Origin of the sequence: Paenibacillus sp. NRS-1782, assembly GCF_050467685.1 — a bacterium.
Taxonomy (GTDB): Bacteria; Bacillota; Bacilli; order Paenibacillales; family Paenibacillaceae; genus Paenibacillus; species Paenibacillus terrae_A.
In genome coordinates, this window is sequence record NZ_JBITPH010000037.1 from 26,152 (window position 1) to 45,408 (window position 19,257).

The 19,257-nt window shown below is 46.2% G+C and carries 14 protein-coding genes, 1 tRNA gene, 1 pseudogene and 2 riboswitches; of the genes and pseudogenes, 13 read left to right on the plus strand and 3 right to left on the minus strand.

The annotated features are described in order from the left end of the window. Positions 1–81 precede the first annotated feature (81 nt). Positions 82–158, plus strand: a riboswitch (glycine riboswitch). Positions 159–175: 17 nt separating this feature from the next. Then, positions 176–270, plus strand: a riboswitch (glycine riboswitch). 159 nt (positions 271–429) lie between these two features. The 3 genes and pseudogenes from ACIFQM_RS13760 to glpK all read left to right on the plus strand — a co-directional run bounded on the left by ACIFQM_RS13760 (position 430) and on the right by glpK (position 3,800). Continuing rightward, positions 430–1,848 carry an alanine/glycine:cation symporter family protein gene (locus tag ACIFQM_RS13760; RefSeq protein WP_430044205.1) on the plus strand — a complete coding sequence of 473 codons (1,419 nt, stop codon included), beginning with the start codon at positions 430–432 and terminating at the stop codon, positions 1,846–1,848. Between the two features lie 97 nt (positions 1,849–1,945). After that, a pseudogene (locus tag ACIFQM_RS13765) lies at positions 1,946–2,276 on the plus strand (aquaporin). A gap of 30 nt (positions 2,277–2,306) precedes the next feature. Further along, positions 2,307–3,800: a glycerol kinase GlpK gene (glpK, locus tag ACIFQM_RS13770; RefSeq protein WP_430048310.1), complete on the plus strand. Its 1,494-nt coding sequence runs from the start codon at positions 2,307–2,309 to the stop codon at positions 3,798–3,800. 258 nt (positions 3,801–4,058) lie between these two features. Here the strand turns inward: glpK and ACIFQM_RS13775 are convergent, their stop codons facing one another. Then, positions 4,059–5,099 carry a LacI family DNA-binding transcriptional regulator gene (locus tag ACIFQM_RS13775; protein ID WP_430044210.1) on the minus strand — a complete coding sequence of 347 codons (1,041 nt, stop codon included), beginning with the start codon at positions 5,097–5,099 and terminating at the stop codon, positions 4,059–4,061. 283 nt (positions 5,100–5,382) lie between these two features. Between ACIFQM_RS13775 and ACIFQM_RS13780 the strand changes: the two genes are divergently transcribed. From ACIFQM_RS13780 to ACIFQM_RS13795, 4 genes are all read left to right on the plus strand, one after another. Further along, entirely contained in the window at positions 5,383–6,711 is a 1,329-nt protein-coding gene (locus ACIFQM_RS13780) for an ABC transporter substrate-binding protein (RefSeq protein WP_430044212.1), read from the plus strand. A 72-nt stretch (positions 6,712–6,783) separates the two neighbouring features. Further along, positions 6,784–7,677, plus strand: a complete 894-nt coding sequence (locus ACIFQM_RS13785) for a carbohydrate ABC transporter permease (protein WP_430044214.1) — start codon at positions 6,784–6,786, stop codon at positions 7,675–7,677. Beyond that, the gene (locus tag ACIFQM_RS13790) at positions 7,677–8,495 is read left to right on the plus strand and encodes a carbohydrate ABC transporter permease (protein WP_430044216.1); all 819 of its coding nucleotides are present in this window, start codon (positions 7,677–7,679) and stop codon (positions 8,493–8,495) included. Before ACIFQM_RS13785 ends, ACIFQM_RS13790 begins: the two co-directional genes overlap by 1 nt. Before the next feature lie 23 nt (positions 8,496–8,518). Next, complete coding sequence (locus ACIFQM_RS13795; protein WP_430044218.1) at positions 8,519–9,865, plus strand: GH1 family beta-glucosidase; 1,347 nt, start codon at positions 8,519–8,521, stop codon at positions 9,863–9,865. A gap of 89 nt (positions 9,866–9,954) precedes the next feature. Here ACIFQM_RS13795 and ACIFQM_RS13800 read toward each other — a convergent pair whose 3' ends face one another. Together ACIFQM_RS13800 and ACIFQM_RS13805 are read right to left on the minus strand one after the other, a co-directional pair. Beyond that, a complete protein-coding gene (locus tag ACIFQM_RS13800; RefSeq protein WP_430044220.1) occupies positions 9,955–10,719 on the minus strand; it encodes an exodeoxyribonuclease III in 765 nt (254 codons plus the stop codon). A 306-nt stretch (positions 10,720–11,025) separates the two neighbouring features. Then, a tRNA-Arg gene (locus ACIFQM_RS13805) sits at positions 11,026–11,099 on the minus strand. A 258-nt stretch (positions 11,100–11,357) separates the two neighbouring features. Here ACIFQM_RS13805 and ACIFQM_RS13810 point away from each other — a divergent pair. The 6 genes from ACIFQM_RS13810 (at position 11,358) to lonB (ending at position 19,177) form a co-directional block, all read left to right on the plus strand. Beyond that, on the plus strand, positions 11,358–12,269 hold the full coding sequence (locus ACIFQM_RS13810) for a hypothetical protein (RefSeq protein WP_430044222.1): 912 nt from the start codon (positions 11,358–11,360) through the stop codon (positions 12,267–12,269). Between the two features lie 142 nt (positions 12,270–12,411). Further along, entirely contained in the window at positions 12,412–13,725 is a 1,314-nt protein-coding gene (gene tig, locus ACIFQM_RS13815) for a trigger factor (RefSeq protein WP_430044224.1), read from the plus strand. A gap of 407 nt (positions 13,726–14,132) precedes the next feature. Next, a complete protein-coding gene (gene clpP, locus ACIFQM_RS13820) occupies positions 14,133–14,723 on the plus strand; it encodes an ATP-dependent Clp endopeptidase proteolytic subunit ClpP (RefSeq protein WP_430044226.1) in 591 nt (196 codons plus the stop codon). A 12-nt stretch (positions 14,724–14,735) separates the two neighbouring features. Then, entirely contained in the window at positions 14,736–15,992 is a 1,257-nt protein-coding gene (gene clpX, locus ACIFQM_RS13825; protein ID WP_430044228.1) for an ATP-dependent protease ATP-binding subunit ClpX, read from the plus strand. 110 nt (positions 15,993–16,102) lie between these two features. After that, a complete protein-coding gene (gene ispG, locus ACIFQM_RS13830; protein WP_430044230.1) occupies positions 16,103–17,221 on the plus strand; it encodes a flavodoxin-dependent (E)-4-hydroxy-3-methylbut-2-enyl-diphosphate synthase in 1,119 nt (372 codons plus the stop codon). Between the two features lie 228 nt (positions 17,222–17,449). Further along, positions 17,450–19,177 carry an ATP-dependent protease LonB gene (lonB, locus tag ACIFQM_RS13835; RefSeq protein WP_430048323.1) on the plus strand — a complete coding sequence of 576 codons (1,728 nt, stop codon included), beginning with the start codon at positions 17,450–17,452 and terminating at the stop codon, positions 19,175–19,177. Positions 19,178–19,257: the final 80 nt, after the last annotated feature.

Consider the following 19,257-nt stretch of genomic DNA (forward strand, 5'->3'; position numbering starts at 1 on the left):
AAAACGAAACACCTTCACAAATTTTTCACTTGTAAAAAGCTGAAAGTTTTCTGTATAATAAAAACAATTTCATATGTCTGGTTGATGTTTGCGGGAGATGGAACGTAAGTTCCGACCGAAGGGGCAAAACTCTCAGGTGCTTGGGCTGATTACAGCAACAAGCGGGACCGTAAACGGACAGAACTCTGGAGAGACCCTTAATTGGGCGCCGAAGGTGCACCGCAGATATCATCTGCTTAAACTCTCAGGCAAAAGGACAGAGACGCGAATAACCTGTGACAGGGGATGCCCTAGGCTTTTTTATGAGCTGTTAGTGGCTGAATCCTGCACAAGATGGTTGTATTTTTTCGTGCCTTTAACCTCTCCAGGAGTCGAATCAGCGGATTTGACTCTTTTTTGTTTTTTAATATGCTAGAGGAGCGGGTTGAAATGAATTTGGTACATGTGCTAGAAATGATTGACAGCTGGATGTGGGGAGCGCCGCTTCTAATTCTCGTCATGGGCACTGGGTTGTGGCTAACGATCCGTCTGAAGCTACTTCAGGTTGTTCGATTGCCCCTGGCGCTCAAGCTAATTGGTAAAGCGCCGGATGAAGGCAGCGGGGATGTCAGTAGCTTTGGAGCATTGAGTACAGCACTCGCAGCTACTGTAGGTACAGGAAGTATCGTTGGCGTTGCGACTGCGATCAAACTGGGTGGACCCGGCTCATTATTTTGGATGTTGGTTGCAGCTTTTTTCGGAATGGCAACCAAATACGCGGAAGGATTATTATCCGTTAAATACCGTGTTAAAGACCGGAACGGACAATTTTCGGGTGGACCCATGTATTATATTGAAAAAGGGCTTGGCCGCCGTTTCAAGCCGCTGGCGATGTTGTTTGCCTTTTCTGGTATTCTTGTAGCGCTATTTGGAATCGGTACTTTTCCGCAAGTAAAGGCTATCGTTTCTTCTACGGAAAGTAGCTTTGGAATACCAACAGTAGTTACAGCAATCGTTATTTCCGTGTTAACGGCTGTTGTAACGATTGGAGGACTCAAAAGTATTGCCAAGGTATCCACAAAGATCGTTCCATTCATGTCGGGGCTCTATATCGTAGTTTGTTTAATCGTTCTCATTAAGTTTGCAGGAGAGCTGCCTCATGCGATCGCTTTAGTATTGCAAGGGGCTTTCTCGACCACATCCGCGACTGGTGGTTTTGCCGGAGCCACGATTATGCTGGCGATGCGAAGCGGGGTAGCCAGAGGTATTTTTGCCAATGAGGCCGGACTGGGCAGTGCACCAATTGCAGCCGCAGCTGCCAAAACCAAATGGCCTGCGGAGCAAGGGCTAATATCCATGACAGGCGTATTTATCGATACGATGATTATTTGTAATCTGACAGGGTTTACGTTGCTAGTTACAGGAATATGGAGTGGAAATGATGATGGAGGTCTGATGACCCAGCATGCGTTTTCCAGTGCCTTTCCGGCTGGGGCAGAGCTCGTGACGATTAGCCTTATTTTATTTGCGTTCACAACGATACTTGGCTGGAACTACTACGGGGAGCGCTGCGTTGAATATTTGCTTGGGGTCAAGTGGATTAAACCGTATCGCTATCTATTCATCGCTCTGGTAGCAGGAGGCGCGTTCATCAAGCTGGAAGCCATTTGGCTGCTGGCAGATATCTTTAACGCCATGATGGCCTTCCCGAACTTGATTGCACTGCTTGGCTTGTCGGGAATTGTAGTTGCTGAGACCCGTACCTATATGGATTCCCTGTACCCCAACAAGAAAAAGGGAATGCTTGCCGGTGCCAGTGCCGGAGCAGCCATAGACATAGAAGAAAAAGGACAAACAGTCAACTCATAAAGGAGTGTCCCTCAGCCACTACAGGTTGGGAGGACACTTCTTTTTTTACTGTAAATATCGTCTTATTCAAGCTCTTTTGATGTTATTGTTGTGGGCTATGACTGGATTCCAAGGGCTTCGGCAAGGCGGGCGGCTAAAAGTCATTGTGGGTTTTCTGGTTGTCAGCATCGGCTTGTCCTTGGGCGGGACGACAGGTTATGCTATTAATCCGGCTAGAGATTTGGGGCCGCGTCTTGTGCATTGGTTGCTGCCGATTGTAGGGTCATTGTTTGGGGGCGCTTTCGAGGGTTGTTTTACCAGATCGTATTTAAAGGGAATATGACTCCAGCTTTTGGATTGTGCTGGGTATGATTGTAGTAGTGCTTATGGTTACCTTTCGTTTCAGCCGTACTTATAAAAGTGATAAAGCTCATAAAATGACAGCATAAAATGGTTTCATTACAGGGGGGAGATTAACGATGGAAAAATATATTTTGTCACTGGATCAGGGAACAACCAGCTCAAGAGCGATTTTGTTCAACAGTAAAGGGGATGTGGTGTACTCGGCTCAGCGGGAGTTTCCGCAATACTTTCCTCATCCCGGCTGGGTGGAACAGAATGCGAATGAAATCTGGAGCTCCATTCTGGGGGTCATTGCATCCTGTCTATCCGAATCCGGTGTAAAAGCGAAGCAGATTGCCGCCATCGGCATTACCAATCAGCGTGAGTCGGTAGCGGTGTGGGACAAAAATACAGGACTACCTGTGTATAACGTACTTGTATGGCAGTCACGCCAAACCTCGGAAATCTGCGAAGAACTGAAGCAGCAAGGGCATGAAGAGCTATTCCACAGTAAAACAGGGCTGTTGATTGACCCGTATTTCTCTGGCACAAAAGTGAAGTGGATACTGGACCATGTAGAAGGTGCGCGCGAAAAGGCGGAACGAGGCGACTTGCTGTTCGGTACGATTGATTCGTGGCTAATCTGGAAGCTGTCCGGCGGCAAGGCGCATGTGACCGACTATTCCAACGCAGCCAGAACGCTGATGTATAATATTTATGAGCTAAAGTGGGACGAAGAGCTATTGGACATTCTAGGTGTGCCAAAAAACATGCTGCCTGAGGTACGGCCTTCTTCCGAGGTATACGCGCACACCGTGGATTATCATTTCTTTGGTCAAAATATACCGATTGCTGGCGCAGCAGGTGACCAGCAGGCGGCTCTATTTGGTCAGGCTTGTTACGAAAAAGGGATGATCAAAAATACTTACGGCACAGGTTGCTTCATGCTGATGAACACGGGCGATCAACCCGTGGAATCCAAGCACGGACTCATTACAACCATCGCTTGGGGGCTGGAGGAAGGCAAGGTGCAATATGCGCTGGAGGGGAGTGTCTTTGTAGCGGGCTCGGCGATCCAGTGGCTTCGTGACGGTCTGCGCATGTTCCGTGAAGCCAAAGACAGCGAAGCCTATGCAGCCCGCGTGTCCTCTTCGGAAGGGGTGTATCTGGTACCTGCTTTTGTCGGACTGGGCAGTCCGTACTGGGATAGTGAGGTGCGTGGAGCGATGTTTGGCCTGACACGGGGTACCACGAAAGAACATTTTATTCGTGCAACACTGGAGGCACTTGCTTACCAGACGAAAGACGTGCTTGCCGCGATGGAAATTGACTCCGGCATTGCCGTGAAGACGTTGCGAGTGGATGGGGGAGCCGTGCTGAACAATTTTCTGATGCAATTCCAGAGCGATATTCTGGATGCCACAGTAGAGCGGCCTGTGATCCATGAGACGACGGCACTGGGAGCCGCATGTCTGGCAGGCTTGGCGATTGGATATTGGAAGAGCATGGATGAACTGCGCAAGCGTGTGAGGGTGGAGCGATCTTTTGCCCCCGCTATGGATGAAGAAACGCGCAGCAGCTTGTATGAGGGCTGGAAAAAGGCCGTGAACGCGACGATGGCCTACAAGTAACAGCTTAAATGAAGGGTCTCTTCTGGAGCAACGCAATGTCTTTTTCGGTTACATGTAAGACAGTTGAATAGGGCGTTATATTTTATCCGCTCCACCACTGTTGTTTACTCTAAATAAAACTTAAATGCCCCGTAAGATGGATACTTTCTCTCAAAGTGTCCATCTTACGGGGCACAGGCATGTAACACGATGGTGACTCCCTTTTTTGCTAAAGAGTTATAGAAAGCTGACGCACTCTTTGAGATACGCATGGATATGCTAGCCCTGAACCATCGTATGGTTCCAATTTTGCATCGCTCCGCAGGAACTGCGAATGACTAGCTCCGGTTCTACTTTAATACATTTCGTTTCCATTTGTTTATTCATCAGGTCAAATAGCACCATAGCAGCTAGTCGGCCTATTTTTTGTTTATCTTGTTTTACAGTGGTCAGTGGAGGATCGGTGTAGCGACAGGCTTCTATATCATCACATCCCACCACAGCAATATCCTCGGGTACCCTCAAGCCGCTTTCCTTGAAAGCACGGATGGCACCAAAGGCAAGCAGGTCGGTAGCCGCAAAAATAGCCCTTGGCAAATTTCCTTGCTGTATCCACGCCTTCGCAATCTGGTATCCATCTTCCGCCGCGTAGTCCTTAGCATACACGATCCATTCGGGTCTGACATCAAGACTAAACCGTTTTAGTGAAGCAATAAAGGCTTCTTCTCTCTCCTTAATCACCAGGGAGGGGCGTTCGATGCCTATAAAACCCATATCGCGGTAGCCATTCATGTAAAAATGCTCAACAACCTTCATTGAGATCTTTTGATTATCGGACATAATATAGCAGGAACTGGCTCCGGTTAGTTCAATATCGACACCGATGCAGGGAATGGGGCTGGCATCGAGATCAAAAACGCTCTTCTCCACTTCATCTCCGGCAATAATAATGCACCCGTCCACTGAAAAATATTTTGAACGAGCCAAATAGTCCTCTCCATTGTCCAGAAATTTTTCATTCGAAAAAAACAGCAGGTCGTAACCGAGCAAGCCAATCTGTTTTTTGAAGACATTAATGATATCTACAAAAAAAGGATGGCTAAAATCGACATTCAGCTTGCCAGCGAATATAACGCCTACCACATTTGATTTTTTGGTAGCAAGCGTTTTAGCCGAGGAGGAGGGTCTGTAGCCTGTTTCCTCCATAATTTTAAGCACCCGCTGCCGGGTTTCCTCACTGATATCCGTGTAATTATTTATAATTTTCGAAACCGTTGCTACAGAAACGCCTGCCATATTTGCTATTGTTTTTATATTCATGAAATCCTCCAAAACTAAACTGGTTTAGTTGAATTGACCTTGTATTCTAAATCTAATGATTACTCGTATTCTATGCTACCTTATAGAGGAGAGTCAACAGTGCTTTTAGGATATGTTTTAATATATTATGGGAAAATAAGTTTAATTTAGCGGTGGTTCATGTTTTTTTTGATATTTCACAAATCTCTATTTACAAAAACAGATCATTCGTTACATAATGGTAAATGTAAATAACGAAACTGCTTTCGTAACGTATTCTAAAATGATATGGGGGGATTCTGCAATGCTAAAAAAGAGTTTATTTTTACTTCTTGTAACCGCTTTAATCTTGGTATTGGCCGCTTGCGGTAAAGGTAGCGGAACTGCACAGGAGGGGAATAAAAAGGTCACGTTAAAGATTATTCATTGGCAGCAGGAAAATATTAATAACTATATAAAGGAATTTAACAAAAAATTTGAAGAGAAGTATCCAGATGTTCAGGTGGAGTATACGACAGTTCCTGCTGACTCGACGTATGATCAATTGATGCAAACGCGTATGAATGCTGGTTCATCCGGTGATGCAGACATTATTCCTTTGAAATTCAGCTTCGTAGGCGCTCCGCAGGAATGGTCCAAGGGAGCAGCAGATCCGATGTGGAAGCAATGGATTGACGGAGGACTAATAGCCGATCTGTCGGATCAAGCTTTTATCAAAAACTATAATCCTACAGATGTCAAAAATGCCATGACCTATAAGGACAAGGTGTACGGTGTAAATATGGGTAAGGTGGCACTGACAGGTCTGTTCTACAACAAAGAGATTTTTGAAAAATATAATCTTGCTGTGCCCACAACTTGGGATGAGCTGGTACATGTGATGAAGGTACTCAAGGATAACGGCGTAGAACCGATTGGTTTCGGCGGTAAGGATGTATGGCCTATTAACCTTGCTGTCCAGGGGCTTCAAGCCTCTATCCATGATGATCAGCTGGAATATATTAAAGGGCTGTGGACAGGTAAGACAAAGCTGACAGACCCCGTCCAGCTTGAGGTGCTGGAAAAAACACAAATTTTGATGAACAACGCCATTGGTGGATTTATGGGGATTGACTATGGAACCCTGCCAAGCTTGTTTGCTACAGGGCGTGTAGCTATGATTGCGGATGGCACGTGGGATGCAACGACGATCCAGACAGCCAATCCAGAGATGAAATTTGGTTATTTCCCGATTCCAGGCAGCAATGATCCCGCCAAAAATAAAAACCTTGCAGGCAAGTATGATATGACATGGATGGTATTGGAAAAGTCGCCAAACAAGGATTATGCGATCAAATGGCTTGAAATGCTTTCCGAAAAACAGAACTATACGGATTTTGTGAACGCCGCCGGATTTTTGCCAACACAGCCTGATGTGAAGATAAGTAGTGAATTCGTTAATGAAATCCAGCCTTCACTGGAAAACTTCAAGCTCTCTTGGGATCAGCTGTTTATCAATCGTAAGAATGTTGGACAGTACATTAAGGATGCCAGCGTACATGCTGAATTTCTGACGCCTGCCGGTCCGCTAAAGACGCCTTTGGAACTTGCCCAAAAATCTCAGGCAGACTGGGATGCAGCAGCTCCTAAATAAATCAACAGGCTTTACATGAGCCCAGACAGGCAAGTGTAAAGCCCCATAATAATGTAAAAAGGTGTGAGGCCCATGTATCCCTTCGGAAAGGGTGCGGCCCGGTTAATGCCGTATCTTTTGCTGAGTATTCCGGTGCTGCTCTATTTGCTTCTTGGCTTTGGTCCCTCCATGGTAACTGTACTGTTTTCCTTTACAGATGCTACAGGGGTTCCGGGACAAACGTGGAATTTTGTTGGATTCGAGAATTATATGACCTTTTTTACCTCTTCCGATTCTGGAGATCGAATCGCATCTATGGGTCGTTCCCTATATTTCGCCGTAGCTGTGGTTGTGATTCAAAATGCAGTAGGGCTGTTCATGGCCGTCATTATTAATAAAAAGCTCAAGGGTGATGTGTTTTACCGCGCTATATTTTTCCTGCCCGTTGTGCTTGGGGTAACGGTATCCGGACTGATCTGGCAGCTGATTGCCAATCCGCTTGGCGGTCCTGCGCAAGCCATGATGAACTTTTTTGGAACCAGCTCCAACTTTTTCGGGGACTATGATATTGCATTTGAACTGATTATTTTTGTGCAAATTTGGATGTACATGGGTTACTCGATGACTATTTTCTTAGCCGGACTCCAATCCATTCCCAATGATTTATATGAAGCAGGGTATATGGATGGCGCTTCTGGGTGGAAAGCGTTCAAAAACATTACCTTTCCGATGATTGCGCCGTCTTTTACAGTCAATATGCTGCTGTCCATTATTGGAGCATTGCAAACCTTTGACATTATTTATGTGCTGACAGGTGGTAAATTCAACACGACGACACTTGCGTTTGATGTGTATGCAACAGCCTTCGGCTCCGGGACGTCGGATTACGGCCTTGCTTCCGCAGTAGCTATGATCCAGTTCCTGTTCGTATTTACGGTGTCGATGATTGCTCTATATTACTTGCGCAGAAGAGAGGTGGAAATGTAATGAGCAGTACCAAAGGAACCAAATTACTGAGCTACATCATCGTACTGCTCATGCTTTCGTTATATGTATTTCCGCTTTTCTACCTCTTTAATGTATCGATGAAGACTCAAAGTGAGTATCTGATGGATCCTGTGGCTATAGCCAAGAGTCTGCGCTTGGAGAATTTCATGGACGCTTGGGAAAAAGGAAATTTCTCTCAGTATATGTGGAACAGTATTTTGTATACGGGCGTATCTACGCTATTAACGTTGGTGATATCTGTGTTTGCAGCTTTTCCACTGGCGCGGGGATACGTTAAGTTCAGCACCTTCTTTTATGTGTTTTTCCTGATATCCATGTATCTTCCGAACCCGCTGATTCCGCAATTTGCTCTCATTAATAGTCTGGGACTTTACAATACCCAGCTTGGTTTTATTTTGCTAAAAACAACGGGTACTGGCATTGCCTTCCTGATGTTTGTGGGATATATCAAGTCTGTCTCCCGTGAGCTGGATGAAGCGGCTGCAATGGACGGGTGCGGATATTCCCGCTACTTGTTTACGATTCTTGTTCCGCTGATGAAGCCGGTGTTGGCGACAGGCATTATTTTGACAGCCATCGGGGCGTGGAACGACATTATCGGTCCTACCATTTATTTGTCTGATCCCGCGTATCAGCCAGTGACCAAGGGATTGTTCTCCTTCTATGGACAATACATGAACAACTGGCCGCTGCTTGCTTGCGGTATCCTGATTGTTACACTACCACTGGTCATTTTGTATATTTTCCTACAGCGCTTTATTGTCGGTGGTGCAATGGCCGGAGCTGTGAAGTCTTAAATCCTGAAAGGAAGATACCAAGTATGAGTGAGAATACCTTTTTATTTCCAGACACTTTTATGTGGGGAACCTCGACCTCTTCTTATCAAATTGAAGGTGGTGTAGCTGAGGGAGGAAGAACGCCTTCCATTTGGGATACTTTCTGTCAAGCACCCGGGAAGGTGATAGGCGGTGACAGCGGAGATATAGCTTGTGAACATTTTCACCGCTTTAAGGAAGACGTGCAATTAATGAAGCAGCTTGGCTTTTTACATTACCGTTTTTCCGTGGCCTGGCCGCGCATTATTCCCGCACCCGGCGTGGTTAACGAACAGGGATTACTCTTCTATGAGCGCCTGCTGGATGAGATTGAGTCGGCCGGGCTCATTCCGATGCTGACATTGTATCACTGGGATCTTCCGCAGTGGATCGAGGACGAGGGAGGTTGGACACATCGAGGGATTATCCAGCATTTTATGACGTATGCCTCTGTCATTATGGATCGCTTTGGACAGCGAATAAGCTGGTGGAATACAATCAATGAACCCTATTGCGCCTCTATTTTGGGCTATGGTACAGGAGAGCATGCCCCCGGCCATCAGAACTGGAAGGAAGCCTTTACTGCCGCCCATCATACTCTGCTGTGTCATGGGATAGCCATCAAATTACACAAGGAAAAAGGGCTGACGGGTAAGATCGGTATTACACTGAACATGGAGCATGTGGATGCCGCTTCTGAGCGACCTGAGGACGTAGCCGCTTCCGTCCGCCGGGATGGCTTTATCAATCGTTGGTTTGCCGATCCTTTGTTTAACGGGAAATATCCAGAGGATATGGTGGAATGGTATGGTGCGCATCTGAATGGCTTGGATTTTGTACAGTCTGGTGATATGGAGCTGATTCAGCAGCCGGGGGATTTTTTGGGCATCAATTACTACGCCCGCAGCGTCATCCGAGCGGCTACAGACGCTTCGTTGCTTCAGGTAGAGCAGGTTCGCTTCGAGGAACCGGTAACGGATATGGGATGGGAGATTCACCCCGAATCCTTTTATAAGCTGTTGACTCGGATTGAGAAGGATTTTACCAAGGGCTTGCCCATTCTGATTACGGAAAACGGAGCAGCGATGAAGGACGAACTGATGGATGGGAAGATTGAGGACACTGGACGTCAGCGCTACATTGAGGAGCATTTAAAGGCATGCCATCGCTTCATCGGGGAGGGAGGGCAGCTCAAGGGCTATTTTGTCTGGTCATTCCTTGATAACTTTGAATGGGCCTGGGGCTATAGCAAACGTTTCGGTATTGTACATATCAATTACGAAACGCAGGAACGGACACCCAAGCAAAGTGCGCTGTGGTTCAAGCAAGTGATGGCGAATAACGGGTTTTAAACAGATTATCATGATAATCCAAGCCGTCATGCTGCAATACAGCGCATGACGGTTTTTAAGACTGCATAAATCTTTGTGTAAGGGGGGGACTATGCTGAAATATCTTGCATGTCCAATATAACAGGGCAGTGATCGCTGCCCGTAATATGACAATCAATGCTTGCGTCTATCAACAGCGGACGAAGTCTGTTCGAGACGAGGAAGTAATCGATCCGCCAGCCGATGTTCCGTTCTCTCACCTTCGGCATGTAGGACCACCAGGAATAAACATCCGTCCTGTCAGGATAAAAGTATCTGAAGGTGTCTATAAATCCTGCTTCGAGCAGCTGTGACATTCGCCCCCGTTCCTCAGGCGTAAATCCGGCATTGCCGTAGTTGGCTTTTGCATTTTTTAAATCCATTTCCTGATGAGCCACGTTGAGATCACCACAAACAATGACAGGCTTCAATGCATCCAGTTGCTGCAGATAGCTGCGGAAACGGTCCTCCCATTCCAGTCTGTACGGCAATCGGGACAAATCCCGTTTGGTATTTGGAGTATATACATTAACCAGATAAAATTTCTCGAATTCCAAAGTAATGGTTCTGCCTTCAGGCTCTCCATTTTCTTCAAGTCCATAATGCACAGAAAGAGGTTTGATTTTGGTGAAGATCGCCGTGCCGGAATATCCTTTTTTCTCGGCATAATTCCAGTACTGTGTGTATTCCTCCATATTCTCCATCAGGATTTGTCCCTCTTGAAGCTTGGTTTCCTGTACGCAAAAAATATCAGCATTCGTTTCTTTTAGATAAGTATAAAATCCATTGGTCACACAGGCTCTTAAGCCATTAACATTCCAAGATATTAATTTCATTAATTATTTCTCCCTTGCCGTACCCAACATGTAAGCTTACTGCTTTATTTCTGAGGCACTTTGTTCAGTTCATGCTCCTCAGAAAATATTCAAAATTAAATCAGAAAATATTCGACATTATAGATGATGGTATTCACGATCTCAATTCAGCGCTATAGAGATCGAAACGGTTTAGTTTGTCTATCTATTGTACTTTCTAGCGTGGGGAATCAAATGATGCAAAATGCTGGAATTAAAATAGAATATATTTTTTGTGGGGGGTTGTAAAACACAAAAAAGCTCCCTTACGGAAGCTTCTCATCATAACGTCCCAGGAGGGATTCGAACCCCCGACCGACGGCTTAGAAGGCCGTTGCTCTATCCAGCTGAGCTACTGGGACATAAAATTCAAGCGAATATTAATATATCACATGGGAAAAAAAGATTCAAGTATTTTTTCATATTATTTGATTGTTTTAGTCTTTGTGCAGCATAAATTCAGAGTAGGTATGGTTTTTTTTGCCTTATAAAAGGGTATGTTAGAATACAGGTGAATATGTTGAAGACGAGAGGTTGGACTTCGGCCGCTGTTTCTCATATAATCTACAAATACTTTAGCTTACGGAGGAGAGGGGGTGCCTTGAATAAAGGACTCCAAGGTGACGACAAAAGAAAATAATATTGTATTGTTTCCTAAGACACTGGATTACTATCAAATTCAACTTACTGTAATGCTTGAAAATGAGCGTTACGGAGAGGCGATGGCGATGCTGCGTTTTTTGATGCAGTGTCAGGGACAGGAACAAAAGCAATACGAAGAGTGGGAGGCCCTTTTACAATGGCTGGAGGCCGCATTTCCACAGTATGCTGACAGAGGGGCGGACACGGACGCTACGGCAGAAGATGAGGTCAATGAAGCAGAGCTGGCCCGCCGACATGCGCGCTTCAAGCAGGAGCAGGATGCAGGCTACGGCAACAAGCTGCTACATATGGCTATGGATGAACCGTTGTCGGAACAGACGATTTTAGCGTTGGAACAACTGTCTTATCTGGATCTGCCAGAAATCGACGATGCGTTGCTTCACTGGATTAAGGAACGGGAAATCCACCCTCTGCTTCAATTCCGTGTTTTGCAGACACTGCGGCGACGCGGAATGGAAGGGACGATTGAAATCAGCCGGGGGGATGAAAAGGCGGAAATCGAGATTGAGTCGATTCCGCTGCAGCCGGATGAATTTCCTGAGCCGATTATGCGTATTCTGGAGCGGGTGGCCGATCAGACTGAGGTACATGAGCCTACGCTGTTCTATTTTGCGCAGGAGCTATGGTCGCAGTTTGTGATGGCAGTGTATGGTACAAAAGATTACAGGTCAATGCTGGTGGAGGAGGACGGGATGCCAGATATTTGGGCGGCAGCACTCCATCAGACGGTATCGGAGAGTCTGAGTGGGAACAAGGATGAGGAAGAAACCCGTGTTATATATGGCATTACTGATGCATTGCGCTTCCGTTTTGAGCAGGTATATCGGTCGATGCGTCTATTCGTAGCGGCGGGAATGAACACTCTATAATGGCCGGAAACGTTTACCTGTGAAGCATTCAAGGAGCTGCCCTTGAAAAAGATAGTAATGTTAGATATACTATAGTGGTTATTTTGTGTGCGTTGATCATATGAAAACTAAGTGAAGATTTTGTTGGAGGGGAAAGCATAAAATGAAAGCAACTTGGGAGAAAATAGAGAAGAACCTTGGGGTTCTTGAAGTTGAGGTTGACGCGGATCGTGTAGCCGCTGCACTCGACAAAGCTTTTAATAAAGTGGCTAAACAAGTAAGTGTACCAGGATTCCGTAAAGGTAAAGTACCACGTCCTATTTTTGAAAAACGTTACGGTATTGAAAGCTTGTATCAGGATGCAATTGACTTCCTGCTACCAGAAGCCTACAGCCAAGCTGTAGAAAAAACGGATATTTTCCCGGTAGACAGCCCTGACGTTGAAATTGATCAATTCGCTAAAGGCGAATCCTTCAAATTCAAAGCCAAGGTTACGGTTAAACCTGAAGTGACTTTGGGTGAGTACAAAGGCGTAGAAGTGTCTGTAAGCAAATTCGAAGTGACTGACGAAGAACAGGCTCAAGAGCTGGAGCGTTTGCAACAACGTCATGCCGAACTGGTTGTCGTTGATGAAGATGCTGCACAATCCGGCGATACGGCTATTATCGACTTCGACGGTTCCGTTGATGGTGTACCATTCGAAGGCGGACAAGCTGAGAAGTATTCTCTGGAGCTGGGCTCCAATACGTTCATTCCCGGCTTTGAAGAGCAAGTGATCGGTCTGCACACAGGCGATTCCAAGGACGTTGAAGTAACGTTCCCTGAGAACTACCATTCTGCTGATCTCGCTGGCAAACAAGCAGTGTTCAAAGTGAAAATTCATGAACTGAAACGCAAGGTTCTTCCTGAGCTGGATGATGAATTTGCAAAAGACGTAAGTGAATTTGATACACTGGCTGAATTCAAGGAAGACTTGAAAAAGCAACTGCTGGAGCGTAAGGAAAACGAAGCTAAAGCTGCCCGTGAGGGTGCGGTAGTGGAGAAGGTTGCTGAGAATGCAACAATCGACATTCCTGAAGCGATGATCAAAAGTGAAGTGCAAAACATGGTTCGCGATTTCGACAACCGTCTGCGTAGCCAAGGCATGAATCTTGAAATGTTCCTCGGATTCTCCGGCCAAAGCCAGGAAGATCTGGAAGCGCAAATGAAAGTGGATGCTGAGAAGCGTGTACGCAACAACCTTGTGCTGGAGCAAGTGGCTAAAGCGGAAAACATCGAAGTTTCCGAAGCGGAAATCGATGAAGAGCTGAAAAACATGGCTGAAGCTTACAAACGTTCGGTTGAAGAAATTCGCAGTATTCTGGAAGGTAACGGCTCGTTGGCAAACCTGAAAGAAGAAATTTCACTGCGTAAAACGATCGCTTTGTTGTTGGAAAACAGCAAAGAAGTTGAAGCGCCAGCTGAAGTTGCCGAGTAATTCGATAAAATATATGGAGTATGCCGAACAGGCTGCAACGTAGCAATTAGATAGGGATAAGGCACGTAGTGAAAGTTACGTGCCTTATTTTTAACTTAGGCAATCCATATTTTAGTCGTTTATGGAAAGTGCTGTGAGTTGCGCTTTCTTGTTGTACATAAGTCACTGCTGTACATTTGCACATACATACGAAACATGGTTAAATATGAGAAGGTCTCGGCTAAGCACGTTGTATAACAGCCCGCACTGCATATATGAGCGGATGCAAATATGACACGAGACTCTGAACATGTTAAAATATTTTGTAAGGTGTTCCCGTTTCATGCTTGCCGCTTTCGTTCCAATCGGACTTAAGGAAGTGGATGAATACTGGTGTTCATTTCAATAAAGAAAAGAGGTTGGTCGTGATGAGTCTCGTCCCTATGGTTGTGGAACAAACGAATCGAGGAGAACGATCTTACGATATTTACTCGCGGTTGCTTAAGGATCGCATTATTTTCCTGAGTGGCCCGATTGATGACGATGTCGCCAATCTCGTCATTGCACAGCTATTATTCCTTTCTGCGGAAGATCCGGAGAAGGATATCAATTTGTACATTAACTCGCCGGGCGGTTCTGTAACTGCGGGCATGGGTATATATGATACAATGCAATTCATTAAGCCAGACGTATCGACGATCTGTGTAGGCGTGGCTGCAAGTATGGGCTCTTTGCTGCTCACAGCAGGTGCGCCAGGTAAGAGATTTGCGCTTACCAACAGCGAAGTCATGATCCATCAGCCGTTGGGTGGCATTCAGGGGCAAGCCTCCGATATGCTGATCCATGCAGACTGGATTATCAAAACGCGTGCCAAGCTGAATCAAATCTATGTCGAGCGTACGGGTCAGCCCCTCGAAAAAATCGAACGTGATACTGACCGGGATTTCTTCATGGAAGCGGAAGAGGCAAAAGTATACGGTATCATTGACCAGGTGCTGTCTAGACCGATTAATCTGTAAAGGGGTGGCTCTATGTTTAAATTTAATGATGAAAAAGGACAACTGAAATGTTCCTTCTGCGGTAAATCTCAGGATCAGGTTCGCAAGCTAGTTGCTGGACCGGGCGTATATATATGTGACGAATGCATCGAGTTGTGCACAGAAATCGTGGAAGAGGAATTGGGTCATGAGGAAGAAGTAGATCTGAAAGACATTCCGAAACCGATGCAAATCCGTGACATTCTGGATCAATATGTAATTGGTCAGGATCAAGCGAAAAAATCATTGTCCGTAGCGGTATATAACCACTACAAACGTATTAATACGCAAAACAAAATTGATGATGTGGAACTGCAAAAAAGTAACATTTTGATGCTCGGACCTACAGGTTCAGGTAAAACGTTGCTTGCGCAAACCATGGCTAAAATCTTGAACGTTCCTTTTGCCATTGCAGATGCCACTTCCCTTACGGAAGCAGGTTATGTGGGCGAAGACGTTGAAAACATTTTGCTGAAATTGATTCAAGCTGCCGATTATGATGTGGAAAAAGCCGAACGCGGCATTATCTACATCGACGAAATTGATAAAGTAGCCCGCAAATCCGAAAACCCGTCCATTACGCGTGACGTATCGGGTGAAGGTGTGCAGCAGGCATTGCTTAAAATTTTGGAAGGCACGGTTGCTTCTGTACCTCCACAAGGTGGTCGTAAGCATCCGCATCAAGAGTTCATTCAAATTGATACCACGAACATTCTGTTCATTTGCGGTGGAGCCTTTGACGGTCTGGAGCAAATGATCAAACGTCGTGTCGGTAAGAAAGTGATTGGCTTCAATGCGACTACAGATCAAAAGGATTTGAAGCCGGGTGAATATACTTCTATGGTATTGCCTGAGGATCTGTTGAAATTCGGTCTGATTCCGGAGTTTGTAGGACGTTTGCCGGTTATTTCTACGCTGGAGCCGCTTGATGAGAACACATTGGTTCGTATTTTGTCTGAGCCGAAAAATGCGTTAGTCAAGCAGTATCAGAAGATGCTTGAACTGGATAATGTTACTTTGGAGTTTAAGCAAGATGCTCTGGAAGCCATTGCCCGTGAAGCCATCAAGCGTAACACGGGTGCCCGTGGTCTTCGTGCGATCATTGAAGGCATTATGCTGGATGTGATGTACGAGGTTCCTTCCCGTGATGATATCACGACTTGTGTCATCAATGAGCAGGTTGTAAAAGATAAAATCGCACCGGAGCTCGGTGGTACAAATAAGGATAAAAAACAAGAAGAGAGCGCCTAAGGATTGATACTTCGCGATCTCTAAAACATGAGAAGCCGGATCTCCACTTCACTAAACCCATATGAGGTTTTATGGGGTGGAGGTTTGGCGTTAATGGGAGAGAAAAGTACATGTTCTTAAGACAAGACACACGTCCCGTTAAAGTCGGGAATCTGACGATTGGCGGCAGCAATGAAGTCATCATCCAAAGCATGTGTACGACCAAAACAGCAGATGTGGAAGCTACCGTCGCTGAAATCCTCCGTTTGGAAGAGGCGGGTTGCCAAATTGTACGGGTCACCGTAAACAATGAGGAAGCTGCCGCAGCCATTAAAGAAATTAAAAAACAGATCCATATTCCGCTCGTAGCGGATATTCATTTTAATCATAAGCTGGCTCTACTGGCTATTGAAAACGGAATTGACAAGGTTCGTATCAATCCCGGCAACATTGGTCGTCGTGAAAAAGTCGAAGCTGTCGTCAAGGCGTGTAAAGAAAAGGGGATTCCGATTCGGATCGGTGTGAATGCCGGGTCATTGGAACAGCATTTGCTGGATAAGTACGGCTATCCTACGCCGGAAGCGATGGTAGAAAGCGCACTATTCCATATCGGTATACTGGAAGATCTTGATTTTCACGATATTATCGTGTCCCTGAAAGCATCTGATGTGCCTATGGCGATTGCAGCTTATACGAAGGCAGCCGAAATCATCAAATATCCGCTACACCTGGGTATTACCGAAGCGGGTACGCTTTTTACCGGAACCGTTAAGAGTGCAGCGGGGATGGGGGCTTTGCTGGCAGCAGGTATTGGTTCGACTATGCGTATTTCGCTGAGTGCCGATCCAGTGGAAGAAGTGAAGGTTGCGCGGGAACTGCTCAAAACCTTTGGGTTGATCACGAATGCAGCGACTTTGATTTCCTGTCCTACTTGTGGACGTCTGGATATTGATCTGTTCTCTATCGCCAACGAAGTCGAAGACTATATTGCCAAACTCAAGGTGCCGATTAAAGTGTCGGTACTGGGTTGCGCGGTGAACGGTCCGGGTGAAGCAAAGGAAGCTGATATCGGTATTGCCGGAGCGCGCGGGGAAGGACTTCTGTTCCGTTATGGAAAAATGATCCGCAAAGTTCCCGAGGCTGACATGGTTGACGAATTGAAAAAAGAAATTGACATCATCGTCAAGGCGTATGAAGAGACGGGTAAAATTCCGGGTCGCGAGGAACGTCATACAGCCGAGAAGGTATAAGCCAAATCGGTTCTCATAAAGAGGCATAATCATATTCTATTTGCCATCATGTAAACGCCGTGGAGGGCAGCTCTGCTACAGAACTGTTCTTCGCGGTGTTTTTGTATTTTCTCTCTGATCTTTTGGAAGACTGCCGTTTAGCTATTAGGGAAAAGGAAATACTGTTTTTCATAGACGGCATTTTAGCGGCATTTTCAAAATGCTGAGATGAGAAACGGAGGAAATACGATGGACTTTACTATGATTTTGTTGTTGGTGCAAATGTTTTTTGGGATTGTCATCGGTCTGTATTTCTGGAACCTTTTGCGGAGCCAAAAGACGAACCGCAGCGCAGTGGACCGGGAATCTCGCAAGGAACTGGATAAGCTGCGCAAACTGCGCTCCATTTCATTAACCAAACCGCTGGCTGAACGCACTCGTCCTGCCACATTACAGGATATTGTCGGTCAGAAGGACGGATTGCGAGCGCTCAAGGCAGCGTTATGCAGTGCGAATCCACAACATGTTATTATTTATGGCCCACCGGGAGTGGGCAAGACGGCTGCTGCACGTGTGGTGCTGGAAGAGGCCAAGAAAAACCTGTCCTCTCCGTTCAAGGGAGACGCCAAATTTACAGAGATTGATGCGACGACTGCCCGTTTTGACGAGCGGGGTATTGCAGACCCGTTGATTGGTTCGGTGCATGATCCAATTTATCAAGGTGCTGGAGCAATGGGAGTGGCGGGTATTCCACAGCCCAAGCCTGGAGCTGTAACGAAGGCGCATGGCGGTATGTTGTTCATTGATGAAATTGGCGAGCTGCATCCCACACAGATGAATAAGCTGTTGAAAGTATTAGAGGACCGAAAAGTATTTCTGGAGAGCGCGTACTACAACTCGGAGGATTCGAATACTCCTGCTTATATCCATGATATTTTCCAAAATGGTTTGCCTGCCGATTTCCGTTTGGTAGGTGCGACGACCCGTTCGCCGCACGAACTGCCGCCTGCCATTCGTTCCCGCTGCATGGAAATTTATTTCCGTGCCCTTCAGCCGCAGGAAATTGCACGTATTGCTGAGGATGCTGTCCACAAGTTGGGCTTCGGTCCTTGCCCTGAGGCAGTTGAAGTCGTACAGCGCTACGCCACTAATGGCCGGGAGGCCGTCAATATGATTCAGCTTGCCGCTGGATTGGCACTTACGGAGAAACGGGAACGTCTAAACGCCTCGGATGTGGAATGGGTAGCAGGCAGCAGCCAAATTCAACCGCGTCCTGACCGGAAAATACCGGGTCTGCCACAAATCGGATTTGTTAACGGTTTGGCCGTATATGGCCCGAATATGGGCATGCTGCTGGAGATTGAGGTTACAGCAGTTCCGGTTCCTGCGGGAAAGGGAACTTATAATATTACGGGTGTGGTCGATGAGGAAGAGATTGGCGGCGGCTCCCGCACGCTGCGGCGTAAAAGTATGGCCAAAGGCTCTGTAGAAAATGTATTGACCGTTTTGCGTACGCTTGAGTTGTCCCCGTCAAATTACGATTTGCATATTAATTTTCCTGGGGGAACACCAGTAGATGGCCCGTCGGCAGGTATTGCAATGGCAACGGCTATTGCTTCCGCAATGCGGGGAATTCCGGTAGATCACGAAATTGCGATGACCGGAGAGGTCAGCATTCACGGTCGTGTCAAACCGATTGGCGGCGTATTAGCGAAAGTTGAGGCTGCTTTTCAGGCAGGAGCTAAAAAGGTGATCATTCCTCAGGACAACTGGCAGTCTCTTTTTGACAGTATTGAAGGCTTGAAAGTCATTCCGGTGCAGTCGGTTACGGAAGTATTCCGGCACGTATTTGGAGAAGAATTGACGCCAGATTTACCTGTGCACACACCAATTGAGACTTTTCGCCCATCCCAATCTTCCCTGTTGCAGGCCGATGGACCGCATAACGGGACGATATCGGACACAGGATCTTGCTAATGAACTACCCCTTCATTGGTTTTTTCATAAAACATTTGATAAAATATGAAAGATAACAACGTGAAGGATTGTAAAATCCG